Below are 20,044 nucleotides of genomic sequence, written 5' to 3' on the forward strand. Positions count from 1 at the left end.
TTCGGTGGCTTTCCGGGGTGGGCGCCGTCGTCGGCGGCGCGCGGGGATCAGGGGCGCTGCGCCCGGGCTCCTGGGGAGCCGGGGCGGGCCCCGTCACGTCCGCGCGACGCAGATCCGCAGCAGGATCCGTCGCCCGGTGCCGGGCGGTGCCCGCCGGCAGTGGGCGAGTGGCCGCGGCCCGGTGGCCAGGGCGGTGGGCAGGGCGCGGGGCGCGCCGCTCGTCACCGGCGCGGGGGCCGGCAGCGGTACGCCGTCCCGGCTCTTGGTCGCCAGGCAACGGGTGTCCCGGCCGTGCGGCCCGGGGGTGCCGGGCGCCCGCGAGGAGAGCTCGGCGGCGCCGGCGGTGTGCCGGGCGGCCTCGTGCCGGGGCTGCTCGTGCCGGCCGTCCTCCGGCCGGAGGCCCGGGCGGGCTGCGCCGGGCATCGGGTGCGGGAGCGTCGCCGCGACGACCGCGTCGTGGCAGCCGCCGGCCGAGGTGGGGGCGCCGTGCATCAGGAACAGGCCGGCCAGCACGGCACAGAGCAGCAGCAGGTGGGCCACTGCCCGGCCGCCCGTCCGTCTGCCGCCGCTCATCGTCCTCCGGCCCCTGTCTCCGACGGGTGGTCTTCGGCTGCCGACAATACCCCCTCTCCGTATAGGCCCGGCCGCCCCCGCGCCCGATGTCCCCGATCCGGCCCTGTTGACCCTGTCGGTCGTGTCGGCCCCGCCGGCGCAGGCGTCGGCCGATTGATCGCCGGTCGAGGTATCAGCGGCGGGGATCTGGGCAGGAATCACCTCGGCAACCCCGGCCCAAGGGAAGTCCGATGCCGACTCGCTACCGCAACGACGAGCGCGACCCGACCGGCCCCGCCGCACCGCGCCGGGCCGGCAGCCCCGGATCCTCCGCGTGCGACTCCTGCCGCCGACCCCTCCCGCGGTGGACGGCCGCCCTCGGCGCGACCCGCTGCACCGCCTGCGCAGCCGACCGGCCCGACCACGACCGGCCCGGCGGCGGCCGGCCCGACCACGACCGCGAGCCCGTCCCGCTGGCCGAGGCCCTGGTCGGCGCCTTCGAGGAGGTCGCGCGGACCGCCCGGGCCGGCCGCCTGCTCCCGGCGCAGCGCGCGGCGGCCGGCGGCGGGGGTGCGTCCGACAGTGGGGGTGCGTCCGGCCGCGACGGCACGTCCGGCGAGGGTACGTCCGACGGCAGCCCGGCCAACGCCTTCGCCGGCTGCCTCCGTTGCGGCGCGCGGGCACGCTGGCACCGGACGCTCCGGGGCCGCTGGGTCCTGCTGGAGCCCGGCGACTGGCCGACCGGTGCCGTCCCGGTCGGCAAGCGGTGGCGGATCACCGCGGACGGCACCGCGGTCGCCCTCGGCGTGGCGGACCCGTCCGGCACCTGCCGGATCAGCCACTTCGACGCCTGCCCGGAGGAGCCGGCCCCCTACGACTCGTCGGTCCTGCTCGGCCTCTGGCACCAGCACGCCGGACGGGCGGGCCGGTTGGTGCCGTAGCCGGTCCCTGGTCCGGGGCCGTTACGACCCTGACGGCCGCCGCGACGGCGACCGCGCGGATCCGGCCGGGGACGCTGGTGACCTCGGGCGAGCCTCGTTCGCCTATCGCGTCCTGACCTGCGGGAACACCCATTGAGAGGGTTCGAGTCCCGTTCGGGCTCAGATGGCGATGAGCCGTACGCGGGTGCCGCAGAGCTTGGCCATGTCGTCGATGTCCGAGGTGAGCATGACCACCGACCCCGGCTGCCGCAGCGCCATCTCTGCCACGGTCGCGTCGATCGCGTACTCGTGCCCGTGCAGTCCGGCCTGCTTCAGCAGCCTGGCCGAGGCCCTCGCGGCCTGATCGGTGACCGCCTCGACCTTGACCCGGGAGAGCGTCCAGTTCAACCGTGCTTCGTTCACGCGGGCGTGCGTGACTTCCACGATCGTGTTCGCGCCGACCACGAAATCGGCCCCCATGGCGTGGAAGACCTGAAGCATCGCCAACACGCTGCGGTCCTGCGTGATCCACGAGGACAGTCCCTCGGAGTCCAGTACGACAGTCTCGAAGCGTTCGGTCACGCGGCGCTCGCCGAACCCGCCGAACCGGTGGAGCCGAAGATCCTGGCGTGCGCCTCGGAGAGTTCCACATCGGTGAACTCGCCCTGCTCGTCCTGGTAGCGACGCAGGTCGTCCGCAATGAGCTGGTGCCTGATCTGGCGGGCGACTGCCTCCGCGACATACCCGGAGACGTTGTCGGTGAGCTTTCTGAGCTCTTCCACCTGTTCCGTCGGAAGGGTGACGGTGATGCGCGTGGTCGCTGCCATGAGTGGAGCATACTCCGGTATGCACCTGAGTGGGGGGCTGCTCGGGACATAAGGTCGGGATTATGCGTCTGAGCACAGTGATCCTCCCCATCCACCGGTGGAGCGAGGGGCAGAAGATCTGGCGGCGGGCCGAGGACCTCGGTTTCCACGCCGCGTACACCTACGACCACCTCTCCTGGCGGTCCTTCCGGGAGGAGCCCTGGTTCGGGGCCGTCCCGACCCTGACGGCCGCCGCGACGGCGACCGAGCGGATCCGGCTGGGCACGCTGGTGACCTCGCCGAACTTCCGGCACCCGGTCACGCTGGCCAAGGACCTGATGTCCGTCGACGACGTCTCCGACGGGCGGCTCACGGTGGGGATCGGGGTCGGCGGGGCCGGCTTCGACGCGACGGTGACGGGGCAGGAGGAGTGGACGCCGAAGGAGCGGGCGGACCGCTTCGACGAGTTCCTGCCACTGCTGGACAAGCTGCTCACCCAGGACGCCACGACGGAGCGGGGGCAGTACTACTCCGCCGTCGAGGCGAGGAACATCCCGGGCTGCGTGCAGCGTCCGCGGGTGCCGTTCTACGTCGCCGCCACCGGCCCGCGCGGGCTGCGGCTGGCCGCCGAGTACGGCCAGGGCTGGGTGACGTACGGTGACGCGCGCGGACCGGCGGACGTGCCGGTGGAGCAGGCGCCGGCCGTGATCGAGGCGCAGCTGGCCAAGCTGGCGGCGGCCTGCGAGGCGCGGGGCCGGGACGTGGCGACGCTGGAGAAGGTGCTCCTGCAGGGGTCCACGGCGGAGCGGCCGCTGGAGTCGCTGGACGCGTTCGTCGACTGGGCAGGCCGGTACCGGGAGCTGGGCATCACCGAGCTCGTCATCCACTGGCCGGTGCCGAACTCGATCTTCGCGGGCGACCTGGCGGTCTTCGAACGGATCGCCACCGAGGGTCTCGCGCAGCTGGGCTGAGGCCCCGCCGGAGCGCCCGGTCGGCCCGCACGCGGGGGCCGGCCGGGCGCTCGTGCGTCATCGGCCCGGCGGGCGCTTCGGATGCCAACGGTGCCGCTCTCGTTGCGGTTCGATCACGGCATGTCCGATTAGTTGATCATTGGGTGGAGTGTCTGGGTTAACTCTGTTGGCGGGGGGGAGCGGCGGCTCTCATAATTCCAGCTGACGCGCGTGATCGTCGGTCTGGAGGGGCCTCGGGGGTGGCCTGTGGTGGGCCCGCACGCGGCCCATTTCACCTGCTCTGGGGGATCCCTTTGTCTGCGCCCGACACTTCGTCACCGGCTGATCCGGCCGACGTGACGCCCGTACCCGAGGGGACTCCCGCGCCGACGGCGCGGGACACACCCGAGCCCCGCCCCGCGACGGAGTCCGAGGCAGCCTCCCCGGCCGTCGCCGCAGCCGTTTCCGCCCCTGCGCCGGAGGCCGTTCCCGAGGCGGTTCCGGGTGCGGTCGCCGCGTCCGAGGCGCCGGCCGTGGACGGGTCCGGGGCCGTGCCGCAGCCCGTTCCGGTCCCCGTCGGGGCTCCCTGGGCGGCCGTCGGCGCCGGGCTCCCACCCGTGGACCAGGAGGTCGGCGGGCGCGGGCTGCCGCGCGCGGCCCGGGTGGCGTTGACCGCCCTCGCCCTGCTCGCGGTGACCGCGACCAGCGCCGCCGTGACGGTGGCGGTCGGCCGACCGGACGACCGGCGGCCCGTGGCGCAGGGCGCTCCGTCGCCGGCGCCGGGCACCGCCGCACCGTCCGCGTCGGTCTCGCCCTCGGCCTCGCCGTCGCCGTCGCCCTCCCCCGCCGTGCCGCTGCCTTCGCCGCCCGCCCCGGCGCCGAAGCCGGCCAGCACCCTGCACGGCACGGTCAGCGGCGGCACGCACGGTGGCGACCTGCGGTACTTCTTCGCCCCGATTCCCGACGGCGGCGAGTCCTTCGGGCCGGCCGACGGTTTCAAGATGACGGACGAGGACCTCGTCGCGGAGTACGACGGCCAGAAGAACATCATGTCCGTCCTCGGTTCGTACGGTTACAAGGAGGCGGCGGAGCGTTCCTACCGGACGGTCGACGGAATTGCGAACGTCCGTATTCGGTTGATGCGCTTCTCCTCCACCGGCAATGCCTCGGAGTTCGCCAAGGGCGCCAGCTTCTCGGAGGGCGAGAGCTTCGAGGTCGGGGGTGTTCCGGGGGCCCGCGGTTTCATGTTCAAGCCCGAGCAGAAGGCCTACACCGGCGCGATGGTCGGCGTCGCCAGCAAGGGCGACGTGGAGTTCGAGATCACGATCGAGGTGAAGGGCGACCCCGACAAGGCCGTGCTCGCCGACGTGATGAAGCGTCAGGTCGACCGCCTGTCCTCCGGCGGCTGAGCCCCGCCTCCCCTCCCTCCCATTCTTCTGGAGCCACTCCGTGAGCACCGATCCCGTGGAGCCGTCGTCGCCCGACGCGCCTCCCGCCGCCGCACCACCTGCCGCACCGCCCGCCGAGCCGCCGGTCACGACACCTGTCGCCGCGCCGGTCACGACCGCCGCCGAGGCGACGCCCGGCTCCAACCCTCCCGTCGAGGTCAGCCCCTGGGCCGCGCCGGGGTCGGCCGCCGCCCCCGCCGCAGGCCCGTACGCGCCCTCGGGTGACCCGTACGCCCCTCCCGGCCAGGTCACCGGCGCCCCTGCCGCCGGGCCGGCCGGCGTCCCGTCGCCCGCCGACGGTCCCGCCGCCGGTGGTCCGGCCGTCGACTTCCTGGCGGCCGGCGGACCGGAGTCCGGCCCGCCGGCCCGGGTGCGCCGCCCGCGACCCGTCCTGCTGCTGACCTCCGCTCTGGTGCTCGGCCTGCTGCTGGGCGGTGGGGCCGGCTACGGGATCCAGGCCGGACGCCCGCCGACACCGCTGCCGCCGCTGCAGGTCGCGCTCCCCGGCTACCCGGCCGCCGTGCTCGACGCCAAGGCCGCCGCCGACGCCGCGCCCAAGCCGCTGGCCATCGACGGCGACCTGCGCAAGCTGGTGATGGAGCGTCCGGGCGGCACCGAGCCGTGGGCGGACAACCCGGACGTCCCGAGCTGGATCTCCGTCGGTGAGCTGGCGGAGCGTACCGGCAACGCCAAGAAGGTCTTCGCCCTCCTCAACCAGCGGGGCTTCCGCCGCGCGGCGGGCGTCGACTGGAAGAAGGACAACACCCGGTACCGGGTGACGCTGGTCCAGTTCGGCCCGGACGACTCGGACAGTGCCGCGACCGAGGTCAGGGACATGTCGAGCGCCGCGAGCACCAAGTTCGCCGACGGCGTCAACGGTGCCTACGAGGTGCAGACCGAGCCCGAGAACTGGGCCGAGAGCACCGACAAGTACTGGTACGGCTACGCCGTCGCGCGGCGCGGCACCCTGGTGATGGAGATCGAGGTCTTCGCACCGCAGCTGGTGGACGCCGCCGCACTCAAGGACCTCGCCAAGAAGCAGTGGGAGCGGCTGGCATGAGCGACACCACCGTGGGACGGGTCCCGTCCGACGCGGCCGACACCCCGCCCGGCGGGTCCGGTCAGCAGCCCGACCCGAGCCGCCGGCCCGATCTGCTGACCAAGCAGGCCGTCCCGGCCGTCCCGACCGAGTCGTCCGAGCCGGTCGCGGTCCCGGCCGTCCCGTCGGAGGCGGTCGTCGAGCCCGTCGCCGTCCCGTCCGAGCCGGCCGCGAGCCCGTCCGAGCCGCTCGCCGATCCGTTCGCCCAGCCGTTCGCGGGGCCCGTTCCGGCCCCGGCCCCGGCGCCGCGCGGGCCCGGCGGCACCGGCCGCCGCATCCTGCGCGCGGGCGCCGCGACCGTGGCGGCCGCACTGGTCGGCGTGGTCGTCGGCGTGGGGATCATCGAGGTCGGGTACGACGACGCTCCGGTCGCCGCGGCGCCGGCCGCCGGGCCCGCTCCGGCCGCCCCCGCGCCGAGCCCGACCCCGTTCGGTGCCAAGTCCAACGGCAACCACTTCGGCGGGCTGCGCGACCTCCTGCTGCCCGTCCCGGCCGGCTTCGGCCTCGGGCCGGACTACGGCACGTACGGCAACGACACCGAGCTGACGGCCGAGCAGCTGGCGGCCGAGATCGACGAGGGCCTCAAGGACGTGCCGGCGGACAAGCGCCAGCAGGTGAAGGCCTACTGGGACGGCCTGCACGTCAAGGGCACCGGAGTGCGCACCTTCAAGGCCTCCGCGGGTGAACTGGTGGTCAGCCTCAAGCTGCGTCAGTTCAACCAGCAGGAGGTGCAGAAGGAGAACCAGTACACCGCCATCTTCACCGGCGACACCGGCCTGTTCCGGACCGGCCCCGAGATCCCCGGACACCCCGAGGCGCACTGCTACCTGATGCCCGTGGCGCCCAGCGCGCAGATCGACTACCTGGAGTGCTCCGCCGCCGAGGGGGACCTGCTCGTCGTCATGGACGTCGAGGGCGTGGCACAGCTGCCCAAGGACAAGATCGTCAGCCTGTTCACCGCGCAGCTGGACCGGCTCGCCAGCCCTGGAGCGTCCGCATGACCGACCGCATCGGCCCGCCGGCCAACGCCGCCGCCGCACCCAACGCCGCCGGCACCGCACCCAATGCCGCCGCCACCGCACCGGACGCCGGCGCCGCCGGTCCGCCCGCCGCCTGGGGGGACGCCGCTCCCGCCACGGCGATCATCCTGGAGGAGGGTCCGGCACCGGCCGCGGCCGGCGCGGGGCAGCCCCAGGGGCACGGACCCCACAACCCGTACGGCGCCTACGGTTCCGGCGATCCGTACGGCCCCTGGGGCGCCGTCAGCCCGTTCGGGCCGCCGGAGACCGAGGAGCAGCGCCTGGAGCGCATCCGCCGCCGGCGGGCCACGCTGCTGCGCAGGGGCGCGGCCGCGCTCGTCCTGCTGATCGCGGGCACCGCGAGCGCCTACGCGGTCACCACGCCGGACCGCACCGACCTGCCGGGGCTGGCCACGCCGAAGGACGGCCGCTACACCTTCCCGCAGCTCGTGCTGCCGCCGCTGCCCTCCGGCCGGCCCGCCCCGAGCGCCTCGGGTGCCGAGCTGCGCCACGCGGCGGACCTGCGGTACCTGGTGCTCCCGGCACCGAAGGAGGCGGTCGGCCCGGCCGCCACCGGCGGCGCCGCGCCGTCCGCCGCGCCGTCCGCCGCGCCGTCCGCCACCGCGTCCGCGTCGGCCTCGGTCCCGGCGACCCCGGCTCCGGTGGCCGGTCCGCCTCCGGCGGAGTGGGCCGCCTGCGAGGACCTGGCCGCCGAGCTGAAGGCGGAGGCCGAGATGAAGGCCAGCCTGCTGGAGAACGCCTGCCGTGCCGGTGCCGTCCGGGAGTGGACGGCGAAGGACGGCACCAAGGCCCGGATCAGGCTGCTCAGCTTCGGCTCGCGGGAGGAGGCCTCGAAGGTCTCCAACTACCTCTGGCTGAGCGGTGCGTTGAAGGACGTCGAGAGCCTCACCATCGAACGGGACGGCAAGGGCCTGCCCACCACCGTCGGCGTGGGGGCGCAGCTGCGTCACAGCGGCGACCCGGCGGCCGGGACGCCGGACAGCACCCGGGCGGGATTCCTGCTCGCCGGCGACGTGGTGGGCCTGGTCGTGATGACCAACCCGGCGGGCGTGCCGCTGAAGGCCTTCCACCAGGTCGTCCTGCTGCAGTCCGAACTGCTGGGCTGAGGCCCGGGTCCGTCGGACGCCCCCGCAGCGCCGCGAGGCGCCGCCCCCGGGGGCGTCCGGCGGGCGGCGGCGGTCGACCCCTAGGGGGCGGCTGATCCGCCGTCATCCCGGAGTACTGCGAAAGCTCGTCATTCCAGCGCATATCCTGCGCGGCCGCCGCCCACTACGTTGTGAGCGTGTCCACTGTCATCAAGACGGACGGCCTCACCAAGAGGTTCCCCCGGGTCACCGCCCTCGATCAGCTCACCGTAGAGGTGCAGCCCGGGGTGGTCGGTCTGGTCGGGGCGAACGGCGCGGGCAAGTCCACACTCATCAAGATCCTGCTGGGGCTGGCCCCGGCCACCTCCGGCACCGGCCAGGTGCTCGGCCTGGACATCGCCACCGAGGGATCGGCGATCCGCGAGCGGGTCGGCTACATGCCCGAGCACGACTGCCTCCCGCCGGACGTGTCGGCGACCGAGTTCGTCGTGCACATGGCCCGGATGGCCGGCCTGCCGGCCGCCGCGGCCCGCGAGCGGACCGCCGACACGCTGCGCCACGTGGGCCTCTACGAGGAGCGGTACCGCCCGATGGGCGGCTACTCCACGGGCATGAAGCAGCGGGTCAAGCTGGCCCAGGCGCTGGTCCACGACCCCGACCTGGTGCTGCTGGACGAGCCGACCAACGGCCTCGACCCGGTCGGCCGGGACGACATGCTGTCGCTGATCCGCCGGGTGCACTCCGACTTCGGGATCTCCGTCCTGGTCACCACCCACCTGCTGGGCGAGCTGGAGCGCACCTGCGACCACCTGGTGGTCATCGACGGCGGTCGGCTGCTGCGGTCCTCGTCGACGGCCTCCTTCACCGAGGCCACCCAGCTGCTCGCCGTGGAGGTGACGGACCGTCCGGACGACGCCTCGTACGACAGCGGCGGCGCCGTCCGCGAGCGGCTCGTCGCGGCCGGCCTGACGGTGGGCGTGGAGGGCTCCCGGGTGCTGCTGGTCGGCATCGAGGACGACGACACCTACGACACGATCCGCGACACCGTGGCCGGCCTCGGCCTCGGCCTGGTGCGGCTGGAGCAGCGCCGCCACCGGGTCGCCGAGATCTTCACCGCCGCGGCCGGGACCTCGCCCGCCGACCCCGCCGTCCCACCGGCCGGGCGGCCGACCCCGCACCCGGACGCATCCGAGCCGGCCGCATCCGAGCCTGACGCACCCGAGGGAGGTACCGCACATGTCGCTGCCCCCTGAGAGCAGGACGGTCGACACCGGCGTCATCCACGACATCGGCTACCGCGGCTACACCGGTCCGCGACTGGGCCGCGGTTACGCCACCCGCTCGCTCTTCACCCAGAGCCTGCGCGCCGCCTACGGGCTCGGCCGTTCGGGGAAGTCCAAGGTGCTGCCGATGCTGGTGCTGGCGGTGGTCACGCTGCCCGCGGTGGTCATCGTCGCCCTCGCGATCGTGCAGGGCCGGCCCGACCTGCCGCTGGACTACCCCGGCTACCCGAGCGCGTTCGGTCTGGTCGTCCAGCTCTTCGTGGCCGCCCAGGCGCCGGTGCTGATGTCCCGGGACCTGCGGTACCACACGGTGCCGCTCTACTTCTCCCGGCCGATCACCCGCGGTGACTACGTCCGTGCCAAGGCCGCCGCCATGGTCGTCGCGATGCTGCTGCTGATGACCGCCCCGCTCGTGGTGCTCTACCTCGGGGCCGTGCTCGGCGGGATGCCCTTCGGCCACAACACCGTGCACCTCCTGTACGGGCTGCTGACCGTCGCGATGTTCGCCCTGGTGTACTCCGCGATCGGGCTGCTGATCGCCGCGAGCACGCCGCGGCGCGGTTTCGGGGTCGCCGCGATCATGGGCTTCCTGGTGGTCGGCCAGGCCATCGCGCTGATCGTCTACGGCATCGCCGGCGGGCTGGCCGGTTCGCCGCCCGAGTCCGCGAACTGGGCCGGCCTGCTCTCGCCCGCCTGGCTGGTCGAGGGCCTGTCCGTGCAGCTCTTCGGCCTGGGCGGCGCCGACGCGCTGCACGCCCCGGGCGGCCTGGGCGTCGCCGTGTTCGCGCTGGAGGCGGCCGCGCTGGTCGCCGGCTCGTACTGGCTGCTGCGGCGCCGCTACCGCGGCATCTGACCGACCGAGTTTCTGAGAGGGCGCCATGGCCACCATCACCATCGACAAGGTCTCCCGCTGGTTCGGCAACGTCGTCGCCGTCAACGACGTCAGCATGACGATCGGCCCCGGTGTCACCGGCCTGCTGGGGCCGAACGGCGCGGGCAAGTCCACCCTCATCCACATGATGAGCGGCTTCCTCGCCCCGTCCTCGGGTGCGGTCACCCTGGACGGCGCCCCGATCTGGCGCAACCGGGAGGTGTACCGGCGGATCGGGCTCGTCCCCGAGCGGGAGTCGATGTACGACTTCCTGACCGGGTGGGAGTTCGTGCTCGCCAACGCCGAGCTCCACGGCCTGGCCGACCCCGGGGCGGCCGCCCGGCGGGCGCTGGGCCTGGTCGAGATGGAGTACGCGCAGGACCGGAAGACCGGCACCTACTCCAAGGGCATGAAGCAGCGGGTCAAGATGGCGTCGGCGCTGGTCCACGAGCCGTCCGTGCTGCTGCTCGACGAGCCCTTCAACGGCATGGACCCGCGCCAGCGGTTGCAGCTGATGGAGCTGCTGCGCCGCTTCGGGGCCGACGGGCGGACGGTGCTGTTCTCCTCGCACATCCTGGAGGAGGTCGAGCAGCTGGCCCGGCACATCGAGGTCGTGGTGGCCGGCCGGCACGCCGCCTCCGGCGACTTCCGCCGGATCCGCCGGCTGATGACCGACCGCCCGCACCGCTACCTGGTGCGCTCCAGCGACGACCGCAGGCTCGCCGCCGCGCTGATCGCCGACGGCTCGACGGCCGGCATCGAGCTGGACTGGCAGGAGAAGGCGCTGCGGATCCAGGCGATCAACTTCCAGGGCTTCACCACCCTGCTGCCGAAGGTCGCCCGGGAGGCCGGCATCCGGCTGTACACCGTCTCCCCGGCGGACGAGTCGCTGGAGAGCGTCTTCTCCTACCTCGTCTCCTCCTGACCCGGGCCCGCCCCGGGGCCGCCGCCCCGCCACCCGCCCCCGACCCGGCATCCGCCGGGCACCGACCCGGCACCGACCCGGTCACCGAAAGAAGGCCGATCACCGTGAACACGACCGTCGCCAGGCTGACCGTCCGCGGCCTGCTGGGCCGCCGCCGCGGCGTCCTGCTGCTGGTCGTCCCCGCACTGCTGCTGATCATCTCGGTGATCGCCACGACCTCCAGCGGGGACGAGCACGACCTGACCGTCAAGATCCTCGGTCAGCTGTCGCTCGGCACCCTGGTGCCGATCCTCGGCCTGGTCGTCGGCACCGGTGTCATCGCCACCGAGATCGACGACGGCTCGATCGTCTACCTGCTCTCCAAGCCGCTGCCGCGCTGGCAGATCATCACCACCAAGCTGGCCGTGGCGATCGGCACCACCTGGGTGATCGCGGCCGTCCCCACCTTCGTCGCCGGACTGATCCTGTACGGGACGAAGGACGGGCTGGCGCTCGCCTTCACCGTCGCCACCCTGGTGGCCGGGGCCGCGTACAGCGCGCTGTTCCTGCTGCTGGGCGTCGTCACCCGGCACGCCGTGGTGGCGGGTCTGGCGTACGCGCTGGTCTGGGAGAGCCTGATCGGCAACTTCGTCCAGGGGGCCAGGACCCTGAGCGTGCAGCAGTGGGGCCTGTCGGTCGCCGAGGCGGTGGCCGCCGAGGGCGCGATCACGGCGGACGTGGCGCTGGGCGCGGCCGTCCCGCTGCTGGTCGTGGTCACCGTGGCGGCCACCGTGCTCGCCTCGGTCCGGCTGGCCGGGCTGACCCTGGCCGCCGAGGACTGAGCGGGAGCGTACCCGTCGGACGCGGGGGCGCTCAGAGCGTCCGGTTGTGGCCCGCGCCCCAGCCCGCCACCGCCGCGACGCCGGCCAGCACCAGCAGCAGCACCAGCGGCGTGTTCCAGCTGCCGGTCAGCTGGTGCAGGGCGCCGGCGCCGACCGGGCCGGCCGCCGCCACCAGGTAGCCGACCGCCTGGGTCATGCCGCCGAGCCGGGCGGCGCCCGCCGCGCTGCCGGTGCGCAGCACGATGAAGGCGAGGGCCAGGCCCAGCGATCCGCCCTGGGCGATGCCCAGCAGGGTGGCCGACACCCAGGCCCCGGGGACGGGCGAGAGCAGCAGGACGGCGATGCCCAGCGCGTTCAGCCCCGCCATCGCCACCGCCAGGCCGCGCTGGCGGGTCATCCGGCCGGCCGCGAGCGGGACCAGGAAGGCGCCGGCCACCTGGACGAGGTTGCTGAACGCGAAGACCAGGCCGGCCTCGCCGCGGTCCATCCCGTGGTCGGCCAGGATGGTCGGCAGCCAGGCGACCAGGGTGTAGACCAGCAGCGAGGAGATGCCCATGAACAGGCTGATCCGCCAGGCCAGCGGCGAGCGCCAGATCCCCTCGATCGGCGGCCCGGCGGGGGCGGCGGCCACCACCGCGCGCTCCTGGCGGGAGCGCAGGACCTGCGGCAGCCAGGCCACCGCGGCGATCAGCGCCAGCACCGACCAGGCGCCGAGCGAGGCCTGCCAGCCGCCGCCGAGCGCCTTCTCCAGCGGTACGGAGACCCCGGCGGCCAGGGTGGCGCCGACCAGCATGGTGGTCGAGTAGACGCCGGTCATGGTGGCGGCCCGGCCGGGGAACTCCCGCTTGACCAGGCCGGGCAGCGAGACGTTCAGGACGGCGATCGCGACGCCGATCACCACGCAGCCCGCGAACAGCGCGGCGATCGAGGGCAGCACCCGCAGCAGGACGCCGGCGCCGAGCACCAGCACCGCGCCGAGCACCACCCGCTCGGTGCCGAACCGCCGGGTCAGCCGGGGGGTGAGCGGTGCGCCGAGGCCCTGGAACAGCACCGGAACGGTGGTGATCAGGCCGCTCACGGTGGAGGAGAGGCCCAGGGTCTGCTGGATCTCGCCCACCATCGGCGAGATCGCGGCGAGGCAGGCCCGCATGTTCAGGGCGACCAGCAGGATGCCGGTGAGCAGCAGCGCCGGGTGGGCGAGCCGGGCGCGGACGGGGATCGGGGAGGTGACCAGCGGCTGCCGGGCACGGGTGACTGCCATGGGACGGGGGCTCTTTCCGGGGTGCGGTTTCGGGGAAGCGGTACGGGGCGGCGGTGCCCCGCCGGGTCACTTCCGCGCGGCGATGCTGGCGAGGAGCTGCTCGACGGCGGCGATCGGGCCGTTCAGCAGCTCGCGACAGGCGGCCTCGGCCCGGTCCGGGTCGCCGCTCTCGATGGCGTCCACCAGGGCCTCGTGGGTGGCCACGACCACCTCGGGCATCTCGTGGTCGCCGAAGGCCGTCCGCATCGACTCGCGCACCGAGGCGCCGAAGTAGCGGTACACCTCGGTCAGTGCCGGGTTGTTGGCGGCCTCGACGACGGCGGTGTGGAACTCCAGGTCGTGCTCGACGGTGGCCTCGCGGCCGGCCCGCTCGGGGTGGCCGGCGATCACCTCGGCCTCCCGGGCCAGCACGGCCCGCATCCGGACGATGTCCTCGGGGGTGTGCCGCAGCGCGGCCAGCCGGGCCGCCTCCGTCTCCAGTGCGGCCCGGACCTCCAGGACGTCCCGGACGCCGGAGCGCTGCACTCCGCGCAGCACGGAGGCCGGGTCGCTGCTGCTGCGGACGAAAGTGCCCTCGCCCTGCCGGGTGACGAGCATGCCGGCGTGCACCAGGACCCGGACGGCCTCCCGGACGGTGTTGCGACCGACCCGGAGGCGCTCGGCCAGCTCGTGTTCGGTGGGGATCCGGGTGCCGACGGGCCAGGTGCCGGCGGCGAGCTGCTCGCGCAGCTGCTCGATGGCGGCGTCCACCAGCGAACGCTTGCCGGCGGCCTGCAGACTGTCGTTCGGGCTGGTCACGGTCGGCCCCCGGGGTCGGATGCGGTTCGGTCGCGGTGCTCCGCGCGTGGTGCGCCGCTGCGGTGCTCTGCCGCGGTGCGCTGCTGCGCGGCCGCTCCGGGTCGGCCCGGGGCGGCTTCGGCAGTCATCCTACAACTGCTTGTCCGGTCATCCTACAACTCGTGTCGACGAGGTCGGGGAACCGCGCGGCGCCGCGTGGCGTTCCTCCGATCGGCCGGAACGGCGGATCCCGCGTCGCACCCGAGTCCACCCGCACCCGCACACACTCAAGGAGAGCACCCGCATGGTGTTCAAGAAGCTCCTCGGCGCCCTCGGTGTCGGCGGCCCCGCCGTCGACACCGTCCTGACCACCCCGGTGGTGCAGCCCGGCGGCTCGCTCCAGGGGCACGTCAACCTGACCGGCGGCACGGTCGCGGCCGACATCGCCGGCATCACCCTGACCCTGGTGGCCCGGGTGGAGATCGAGCACGAGGAGGGCGAGAGCACCGGTCTCCACCCGTTCGCCCGCTTCTCCGTCACCCCGCCGCTGCACCTCGCGCCCGGCGAGACGCGCAGCATCCCGTTCGCCTTCCCGGTGCCGTACGAGACCCCGGTGACCGCGATCGCCGGGCAGCGGCTGTCCGGGATGGCACTCGGCGTGCGCACCGAGGTGGACATCAGCGGCGCCCTCGACAAGGGCGACTCCGACCCGCTGGACGTCGAGCCGCTGCCCGTCCAGCGCCGGCTGCTGGACGCCTTCCTCGCGCTCGGCTTCCGCTTCCGCTCCGCCGACCTGGAGGCCGGCCACATCCGCGGCACCGGCCAGAGCCTGCCGTTCTACCAGGAGATCGAGTTCTCGGCGGCGCCGCAGTACGCGCACGCCTGCAACTCGGTCGAGGTGACCTTCCTGGCGACCCCGCACCGGGTCGAGGTCGTGCTGGAGGCCGACAAGCGCGGCGGGATCTTCGGCCACGGCGGCGGCGACGTGATCAGGACGCACGTGGTGGAGCACTCCGCCGCCGACCAGGACCTCACCGCCCTCGTCGACGGCTGGGTCCGCGCGGCGCTCTGAGCGGCCCCGGCGCCGACGCCGGGTGGAAACGGGTGTGCCCGCCGGTCCTGACCGGCGGGCACACCCGTTTCGCACGCCTCGGGCGGATCAGCCGCCGGCGCCGTACGTGGTGTTCGCGCAGATGTCGTCGTCGGCGGAGCGGGCCTCGGCGGTGACGCTGCTCGGCAGCGGGGCCGGGACCGTCGGTGCCGCGGTGGCGCCGGGGGTGGTGCCGCCCCCGTTCGCGGCGGCGTAGTCCTTGCCGAGGACGAGGCTGATGCCCGCCGCGCTGCTCGCCGCGGCGGTGGAACCGGGGAACAGCGCGACGACCTTGTCCGCCTTGGCCTTCATCCCGGGGCCGTACTCCACCACGGTGCTGCTGTGGTTGGTGGAGGAGGCGGTGGCGACCTTGGTGACGGTGAAGTTGGAGGCCTTCAGCGCCTCGCTGGCCTTGCCGGCCATGCCCGGGGCCGTGGTGCCGTTGTAGACGGCGACCTTGATGCCGGCGCCGTCGGTGTCGGCCGCCGGGGCGGGCGCGGGCGCCGGCGCGGCCGGGGCGGACGCCTGGTCGGCGGCGGGCGAGGCCGCGGCGTCGGGCTGCTGACCGGTGGCGTCCTGGCCGTCGATGGTGCGGTCGGCCTTCAGGGTCGCCCACAGGTTGTCCACCGCCGGGTGGACCAGCTCGATCCGGCCGGTGTGGGTGGTGCTGAAGACCCAGGGCGCGGTGATGAACTTCAGGTCGTGCATGTCGATGTTCTTCATCGACAGGGCGAAGGACAGCAGCTTGTCGGCGGTGCTGAGGTCCGGGTCGACGGTCATCGACTTGGTGGCGGCGTCGGCCAGCGGCAGCAGGGTGGTCGGGCTCAGGCCCTGCTTCTTCACCTTGGAGATGAGCGAGCCCATGAAGGCCTGCTGGCGCTTCATCCGGCCGATGTCCGAGCCGTCGCCGATGCCGTGCCGCAGCCGGACGTAGTCCAGGGCCTGCTTGCCCTGCACGGTCTGCTGCCCCTTCTTGAAGACCTCGGCGCCCTTCTTGGGGAGCTTCTCGTTCAGGTCGTTCTCGTAGATGGCGTTCGGCAGGCAGACGTCCACGCCGTTCACCGCGGCGGTCATCGCGGCGAAGCCCTCGAAGTTGACCTCGATGGTGTGGTCCACCCGGATGCCGGTCAGCTTCTCCACGGTGTTCTGCGTGCAGGCCGGGTTGCCCTCCTCGGAGTTGCCGGTGGAGAAGGCCGAGTTGAACATCTGGTTGGTCAGCTCCTTGCTCCACTTCCCGTTCGGGAGCTTGCAGGAGGGAACGGTCACCAGGGCGTCGCGGGGGATGGAGATGCCGACGGCGTGCTTGTGGTCGGCGTAGACGTGCAAGAGGATCGTGGTGTCCGAGCGGGCGCCGCCCTCGTCGCCGCCGCCGAGGTCGCTGTTGTTGCCGCTGCGGCTGTCGGACCCGATCAGCAGGACGTTGACCGGCTTGTTGCCGTTGGCGTCGGCCTGGGTCTCGGGCGGGCGGTCGGCGCTGATCGCGTCGGAGTCGAAGGTCTTGATGTTCCCGTTGAGCTTCAGGTACAGCGCGCCGCCCGCGGCGACTATCAGGACCATGGCGCCGGCCGCGGTCCAGGCGACGTACTTCTTCCTGTTGTTGCGCTGGGGCTTCCTGCCGCGCCCGCCGCCCGCCGCCCGCCCCCCGCCGGACTTGCCGTGGCCGCCGCGCCCCTGCGCGGCCCGCCGGGCCTCGGCCCGGCCGCCCGTCCTGGGCGCGGGTACCGAGCCGCCGCCCGTACCGGGCTGGTCGGTGCGCACGGCGCCGTCCGTCGCGTCGTCATGCCACTGCCCGTCGCCCCGGTAGGGGCTCTCGTCCCACTGGCCTGACATGCGTGTACCTTTCACCGGCGGAAGCAGCAACCTCGCACTGCCCCTGGGGAGCACCGCACCCGGAGAGCGCCGTGTGCAAAGGAGCACCGCACCCAAAGAGACGATCGAGAAGGCCCTCAGGTTGCACGGACGAGGATCGCAGGAGCGGTCGAGCGTCCCCGGGGGTTCGCTCGGTGATACCTCCTACAGAGCTCCGGCCTGGGCATGGAGCTTCAGCGGAGCATACAAACTCTTCCTGTGAGGACGGCATCCGGGTGGCGACGATCACGTTCCGGGCGGCCGGTCGCGGGGCCGGGGAGCACGGAGTCGCGGGCCGCGGGCGGGGCCGGTCCGGCCCGTCAGACCGCGGGGAAGAGCCGCTCCAGGACGACGGCCACGCCGTCCTCGTCGTTGCTCACGGTGACCTCGTCGGCCACCGCCAGCAGCTGCTCGTGGGCGTTGGCCATCGCGACGCCGTGCGCGGCCCAGGCGAACATCGGCACGTCGTTGGGCATGTCCCCGAAGGCGATGGTGTCCGCCGGGCGGAAGCCCAGGCGGCGGGCCGCCACGGCGAGTCCGGTCGCCTTGCTCAGCCCGAGCGGCAGCAGCTCCACGATGCCCGGGCCGGCCATGACGACGCCGACCAGGTCGCCGGCCACCCGGTGGGCGGCCTCGGCGAGCTCGTCGTCGGTGAGGCCCGGGTGCTGGATGTACAGCTTGCTGACCGGGGTGCTCAGCAGCTCGTCGGAGGGCACCTGGAGGATCGGCAGCTCGGTGCCGATCTGCAGCGCGTAGCCGGGGCCCGCCAGCACCTGGCCGTCCAGGCCGTCCTGGTTGGCGGCGACGGCCAGCGGGCCGGTCTCGGCCTCGATCTTGGCGATCGCGAGGGCGGCCTGCCGGCGGTCCAGGGTCATCGAGGTGATCAGCTTGTGCGCGCCCGCGTCGTAGACCTGGGCGCCCTGCCCGCAGACCGCCGTCCCGGTGTAGCCGATCTCGTCGAAGACCGGGCGGGCCCAGCCGGCCGAGCGTCCGGTGACGATGATGTGCGAGGCCCCGGCGGCGGTGGCGGCGGCCAGCGCGGCGCGGTTGCGCGCGGAGACGGTCTCGGCGCTGTTCAGCAGGGTGCCGTCGAGGTCGGTGGCGACCAGCCGGAAGGGCAGGTCGCCACCACCGGGGGAGACGGAGTCGGCGCGGTCGGTGCTCATGGCCTTGCGTCTCCCGGGATCGGTGTCGTCGTGCGGGCGCCGCGCGGCCGTGCCGCGCGGCGCCGGTTGCCGGGCCTCGTCAGACACGGTCCTTGACCGGTTCGAGCACCGCGCGTCCGCCCAGGTACGGCCGCAGCGCCTCGGGGACCACCACCGAGCCGTCGGCCTGCTGGTGGTTCTCCAGGATCGCCACGATGACGCGCGGGACGGCGACCAGGGTGCCGTTCAGGGTGGCCAGCGGGCGGACCTTGTTGTCCTCGCGGACCCGGATGGAGAGCCGGCGGGCCTGGTACTCGGTGCAGTTCGAGGTGGAGGTGACCTCGCGGTACTTGCCCTGGGTCGGCACCCAGGCCTCGATGTCGAACTTGCGCGCGGCCGAGGAGCCGAGGTCGCCGGAGGCGAGGTCGATCACCCGGTACGGCAGGTCGAGCGCGTTGAGGAAGTCCTTCTCCCACTGGAGCAGGCGGCGGTGTTCGGCCTCCGCCTCCTCCGGCGTGGTGAAGACGAACATCTCCACCTTCTCGAACTGGTGCACCCGGATGATGCCGCGGGTGTCCTTGCCGTACGTGCCGGCCTCGCGGCGGAAGCACGAGGAGTAGCCGGCGTAGCGCAGCGGGAGCTTCTCCGCGTCGATGATCTCGTCCATGTGGTAGGCCGCGAGCGGGACCTCGCTGGTGCCGACCAGGTAGCGCTCGTCGTCCTGCAGGTAGTACACGTTCTCGGCGGCCTGGCCGAGGAAGCCGGTGCCGTCCATGGCGGCCGGGCGGACCAGCGCCGGGGTGATCATCGGGGTGAAGCCGGCGGCGACGGCCTGCGCGATCGCCATGTTGACCAGGGCGAGCTCCAACAGCGCGCCGACGCCGGTCAGGTAGTAGGAGCGCGAGCCGGCGACCTTGGCGCCGCGCTCGGTGTCGATGGCGCCGAGGATCTGGCCCAGCTCGACGTGGTCCTTGGGCTCGAAGCCCTCGGCCGCGAAGTCGCGCGGGGTGCCGATCTCCTCCAGCGTGACGAAGTCCTCCTCGCCGCCGATCGGCGCGGCCGGGTCGATCAGGTTCGCCAGCCGGCGGACGAGGCGGTCGGCCTCCTCCTTGGCGGCGCCCTGTTCGGCGTCGGCGGCCTTGACCTCCTCGGCCAGCGCCTTGGTGCGCTGGAGCAGGGCGGTCTTCTCCTCGCCCTGGGCCTTGGCGACCTGCTTGCCGAGCGTCTTCTGCTCGTTGCGCAGCTCGTCGAAGCGACTGCCCGAGGACCGCCGCCGCTCGTCGGCGGAGAGGAGGGCGTCGACCAGGTCGACGTCCTCGCCACGGGCGCGCTGCGAGGCGCGCACTCGGTCTGGGTCCTCACGGAGCAGGCGAAGGTCAATCACGGGGGCAAGCCTACCGGGACGGGACCGGGGTATCGGTACCGGTTTCCGTCGGCCGGCGGACGGTGGGTGCCGGCAGAGGGCGGATGGAGGAGGGGGCGGCACCGGGCCGGCGACGGCCGGTCGCCACTCATCCGGATATGTCGCTTTCTGCCCGGTTCTCTGCGACCATGAGCCGGCCCGTCGGAGGGATCGCAGGTCGGAGGGCCTGCGGAGGGCGGTCGAGGCACCGACGGGCGCCCCGTGGAGCCTGTTGATTCCGGTTGGGGATAACCCCTCGGATCCTGTGGATAACCCTGGGGATCACACCTTGCGCGGGCGCTTATCCACAGGGCGCGGGCGGCGCCTGTGGATCGCGGGGAACTCAAGGTCCAGATTGAGATCTGCTGAGGAATTGAGGTTTGAAACCTCATTCCACCTTCTCGGGCGGGGGAATTAGTCCGCTCGGACGGGTGATTTGATGGCACAAGGGTGACTCCGGTCCGATTAGTCATCTCTGTGCCGCAAACCGATGATCCGACCATGACTGTCAGTGGCTATACCGGTTTGTCGACTCACCCGTACGCCTGTGGATAACTCGGGCCTGTGGATACCAGGGGCCGCCTGTGGATAGCCGTGGACGGCCGCCGCCCGGCCCGGGCCGCCTGTGGACGAAGGGCGCCGGTCGACCGGGGATGCGCGGCCGGGCGCCGCGGAGCCCACCCGCCCGGGTGGACCGTGATCGGGTGGCCCGGGCGGGTGA

At 73.5% G+C, this 20,044-nt stretch carries 19 protein-coding genes; 11 read left to right on the forward strand and 8 right to left on the reverse strand.

What is annotated here, in order from left to right; translation table 11 throughout:
* Window positions 1–93: 93 nt before the first annotated feature.
* The gene (locus ACFTWP_RS09440; RefSeq protein WP_380263666.1) at window positions 94–573 is read right to left on the reverse strand and encodes a hypothetical protein; all 480 of its coding nucleotides are present in this window, start codon (window positions 571–573) and stop codon (window positions 94–96) included.
* 230 nt (window positions 574–803) lie between these two features.
* Here ACFTWP_RS09440 and ACFTWP_RS09445 point away from each other — a divergent pair, with 230 nt between their 5' ends.
* A complete protein-coding gene (locus ACFTWP_RS09445) occupies window positions 804–1,493 on the forward strand; it encodes a DUF6083 domain-containing protein (protein WP_380263668.1) in 690 nt (229 codons plus the stop codon).
* 159 nt (window positions 1,494–1,652) lie between these two features.
* Here the strand turns inward: ACFTWP_RS09445 and ACFTWP_RS09450 are convergent, their stop codons facing one another.
* Both ACFTWP_RS09450 and ACFTWP_RS09455 read right to left on the reverse strand, forming a co-directional pair.
* Window positions 1,653–2,054, reverse strand: coding sequence for a DNA-binding protein (locus ACFTWP_RS09450; protein ID WP_380263670.1), 402 nt, complete (start codon window positions 2,052–2,054; stop codon window positions 1,653–1,655).
* Window positions 2,051–2,299: a hypothetical protein gene (locus ACFTWP_RS09455; protein ID WP_380263672.1), complete on the reverse strand. Its 249-nt coding sequence runs from the start codon at window positions 2,297–2,299 to the stop codon at window positions 2,051–2,053. Before ACFTWP_RS09455 ends, ACFTWP_RS09450 begins: the two co-directional genes overlap by 4 nt.
* A gap of 62 nt (window positions 2,300–2,361) precedes the next feature.
* Between ACFTWP_RS09455 and ACFTWP_RS09460 the strand changes: the two genes are divergently transcribed.
* The 9 genes from ACFTWP_RS09460 (at window position 2,362) to ACFTWP_RS09500 (ending at window position 11,800) form a co-directional block, all read left to right on the forward strand.
* The gene (locus ACFTWP_RS09460) at window positions 2,362–3,249 is read left to right on the forward strand and encodes an LLM class flavin-dependent oxidoreductase (protein WP_380263674.1); all 888 of its coding nucleotides are present in this window, start codon (window positions 2,362–2,364) and stop codon (window positions 3,247–3,249) included.
* A 596-nt stretch (window positions 3,250–3,845) separates the two neighbouring features.
* Window positions 3,846–4,637: a hypothetical protein gene (locus tag ACFTWP_RS09465; RefSeq protein WP_380263676.1), complete on the forward strand. Its 792-nt coding sequence runs from the start codon at window positions 3,846–3,848 to the stop codon at window positions 4,635–4,637.
* A 40-nt stretch (window positions 4,638–4,677) separates the two neighbouring features.
* Window positions 4,678–5,736 (forward strand): hypothetical protein, encoded by a 1,059-nt coding sequence (locus ACFTWP_RS09470; RefSeq protein WP_380263678.1) that lies wholly within the window; start codon window positions 4,678–4,680, stop codon window positions 5,734–5,736.
* The gene (locus tag ACFTWP_RS09475) at window positions 5,733–6,776 is read left to right on the forward strand and encodes a hypothetical protein (protein WP_380263679.1); all 1,044 of its coding nucleotides are present in this window, start codon (window positions 5,733–5,735) and stop codon (window positions 6,774–6,776) included. The genes ACFTWP_RS09470 and ACFTWP_RS09475 overlap by 4 nt, the downstream gene beginning before the upstream one ends.
* Window positions 6,773–7,921, forward strand: coding sequence for a hypothetical protein (locus tag ACFTWP_RS09480; protein ID WP_380263681.1), 1,149 nt, complete (start codon window positions 6,773–6,775; stop codon window positions 7,919–7,921). The genes ACFTWP_RS09475 and ACFTWP_RS09480 overlap by 4 nt, the downstream gene beginning before the upstream one ends.
* 176 nt (window positions 7,922–8,097) lie before the next feature.
* Window positions 8,098–9,153 (forward strand): ABC transporter ATP-binding protein, encoded by a 1,056-nt coding sequence (locus ACFTWP_RS09485; protein ID WP_380263683.1) that lies wholly within the window; start codon window positions 8,098–8,100, stop codon window positions 9,151–9,153.
* Window positions 9,137–10,036 carry an ABC transporter permease gene (locus ACFTWP_RS09490; protein ID WP_380263685.1) on the forward strand — a complete coding sequence of 300 codons (900 nt, stop codon included), beginning with the start codon at window positions 9,137–9,139 and terminating at the stop codon, window positions 10,034–10,036. The genes ACFTWP_RS09485 and ACFTWP_RS09490 overlap by 17 nt, the downstream gene beginning before the upstream one ends.
* A 25-nt stretch (window positions 10,037–10,061) precedes the next feature.
* Window positions 10,062–10,979 (forward strand): ABC transporter ATP-binding protein, encoded by a 918-nt coding sequence (locus ACFTWP_RS09495; protein ID WP_380263687.1) that lies wholly within the window; start codon window positions 10,062–10,064, stop codon window positions 10,977–10,979.
* A gap of 104 nt (window positions 10,980–11,083) precedes the next feature.
* Entirely contained in the window at window positions 11,084–11,800 is a 717-nt protein-coding gene (locus ACFTWP_RS09500; RefSeq protein ID WP_380263689.1) for an ABC transporter permease, read from the forward strand.
* Window positions 11,801–11,831: 31 nt separating this feature from the next.
* On the opposite strand, the gene ACFTWP_RS09505 is transcribed toward ACFTWP_RS09500, so the two are convergent.
* Window positions 11,832–13,061 (reverse strand): CynX/NimT family MFS transporter, encoded by a 1,230-nt coding sequence (locus ACFTWP_RS09505; protein WP_380263691.1) that lies wholly within the window; start codon window positions 13,059–13,061, stop codon window positions 11,832–11,834.
* A gap of 66 nt (window positions 13,062–13,127) precedes the next feature.
* Window positions 13,128–13,859, reverse strand: a complete 732-nt coding sequence (locus ACFTWP_RS09510) for a FadR/GntR family transcriptional regulator (RefSeq protein ID WP_380263693.1) — start codon at window positions 13,857–13,859, stop codon at window positions 13,128–13,130.
* Window positions 13,860–14,142: 283 nt separating this feature from the next.
* On the opposite strand from ACFTWP_RS09510, the gene ACFTWP_RS09515 reads away from it, so the two are divergent.
* Entirely contained in the window at window positions 14,143–14,910 is a 768-nt protein-coding gene (locus ACFTWP_RS09515) for a sporulation protein (protein ID WP_380263694.1), read from the forward strand.
* An 87-nt stretch (window positions 14,911–14,997) separates the two neighbouring features.
* On the opposite strand, the gene ACFTWP_RS09520 is transcribed toward ACFTWP_RS09515, so the two are convergent.
* From ACFTWP_RS09520 to serS, 3 genes are all read right to left on the reverse strand, one after another.
* Window positions 14,998–16,758 (reverse strand): LCP family protein, encoded by a 1,761-nt coding sequence (locus ACFTWP_RS09520; RefSeq protein WP_380263696.1) that lies wholly within the window; start codon window positions 16,756–16,758, stop codon window positions 14,998–15,000.
* Between the two features lie 338 nt (window positions 16,759–17,096).
* Entirely contained in the window at window positions 17,097–17,942 is an 846-nt protein-coding gene (locus tag ACFTWP_RS09525) for an HAD family hydrolase (RefSeq protein WP_380263698.1), read from the reverse strand.
* Between the two features lie 79 nt (window positions 17,943–18,021).
* Window positions 18,022–19,305: a serine--tRNA ligase gene (gene serS / locus ACFTWP_RS09530; protein WP_380263700.1), complete on the reverse strand. Its 1,284-nt coding sequence runs from the start codon at window positions 19,303–19,305 to the stop codon at window positions 18,022–18,024.
* Between the last annotated feature and the right edge of the window lie 739 nt (window positions 19,306–20,044).

The sequence above is a fragment of the Kitasatospora sp. NPDC057015 genome, assembly GCF_042673745.1.
GTDB lineage: Bacteria > Actinomycetota > Actinomycetes > Streptomycetales > Streptomycetaceae > Kitasatospora.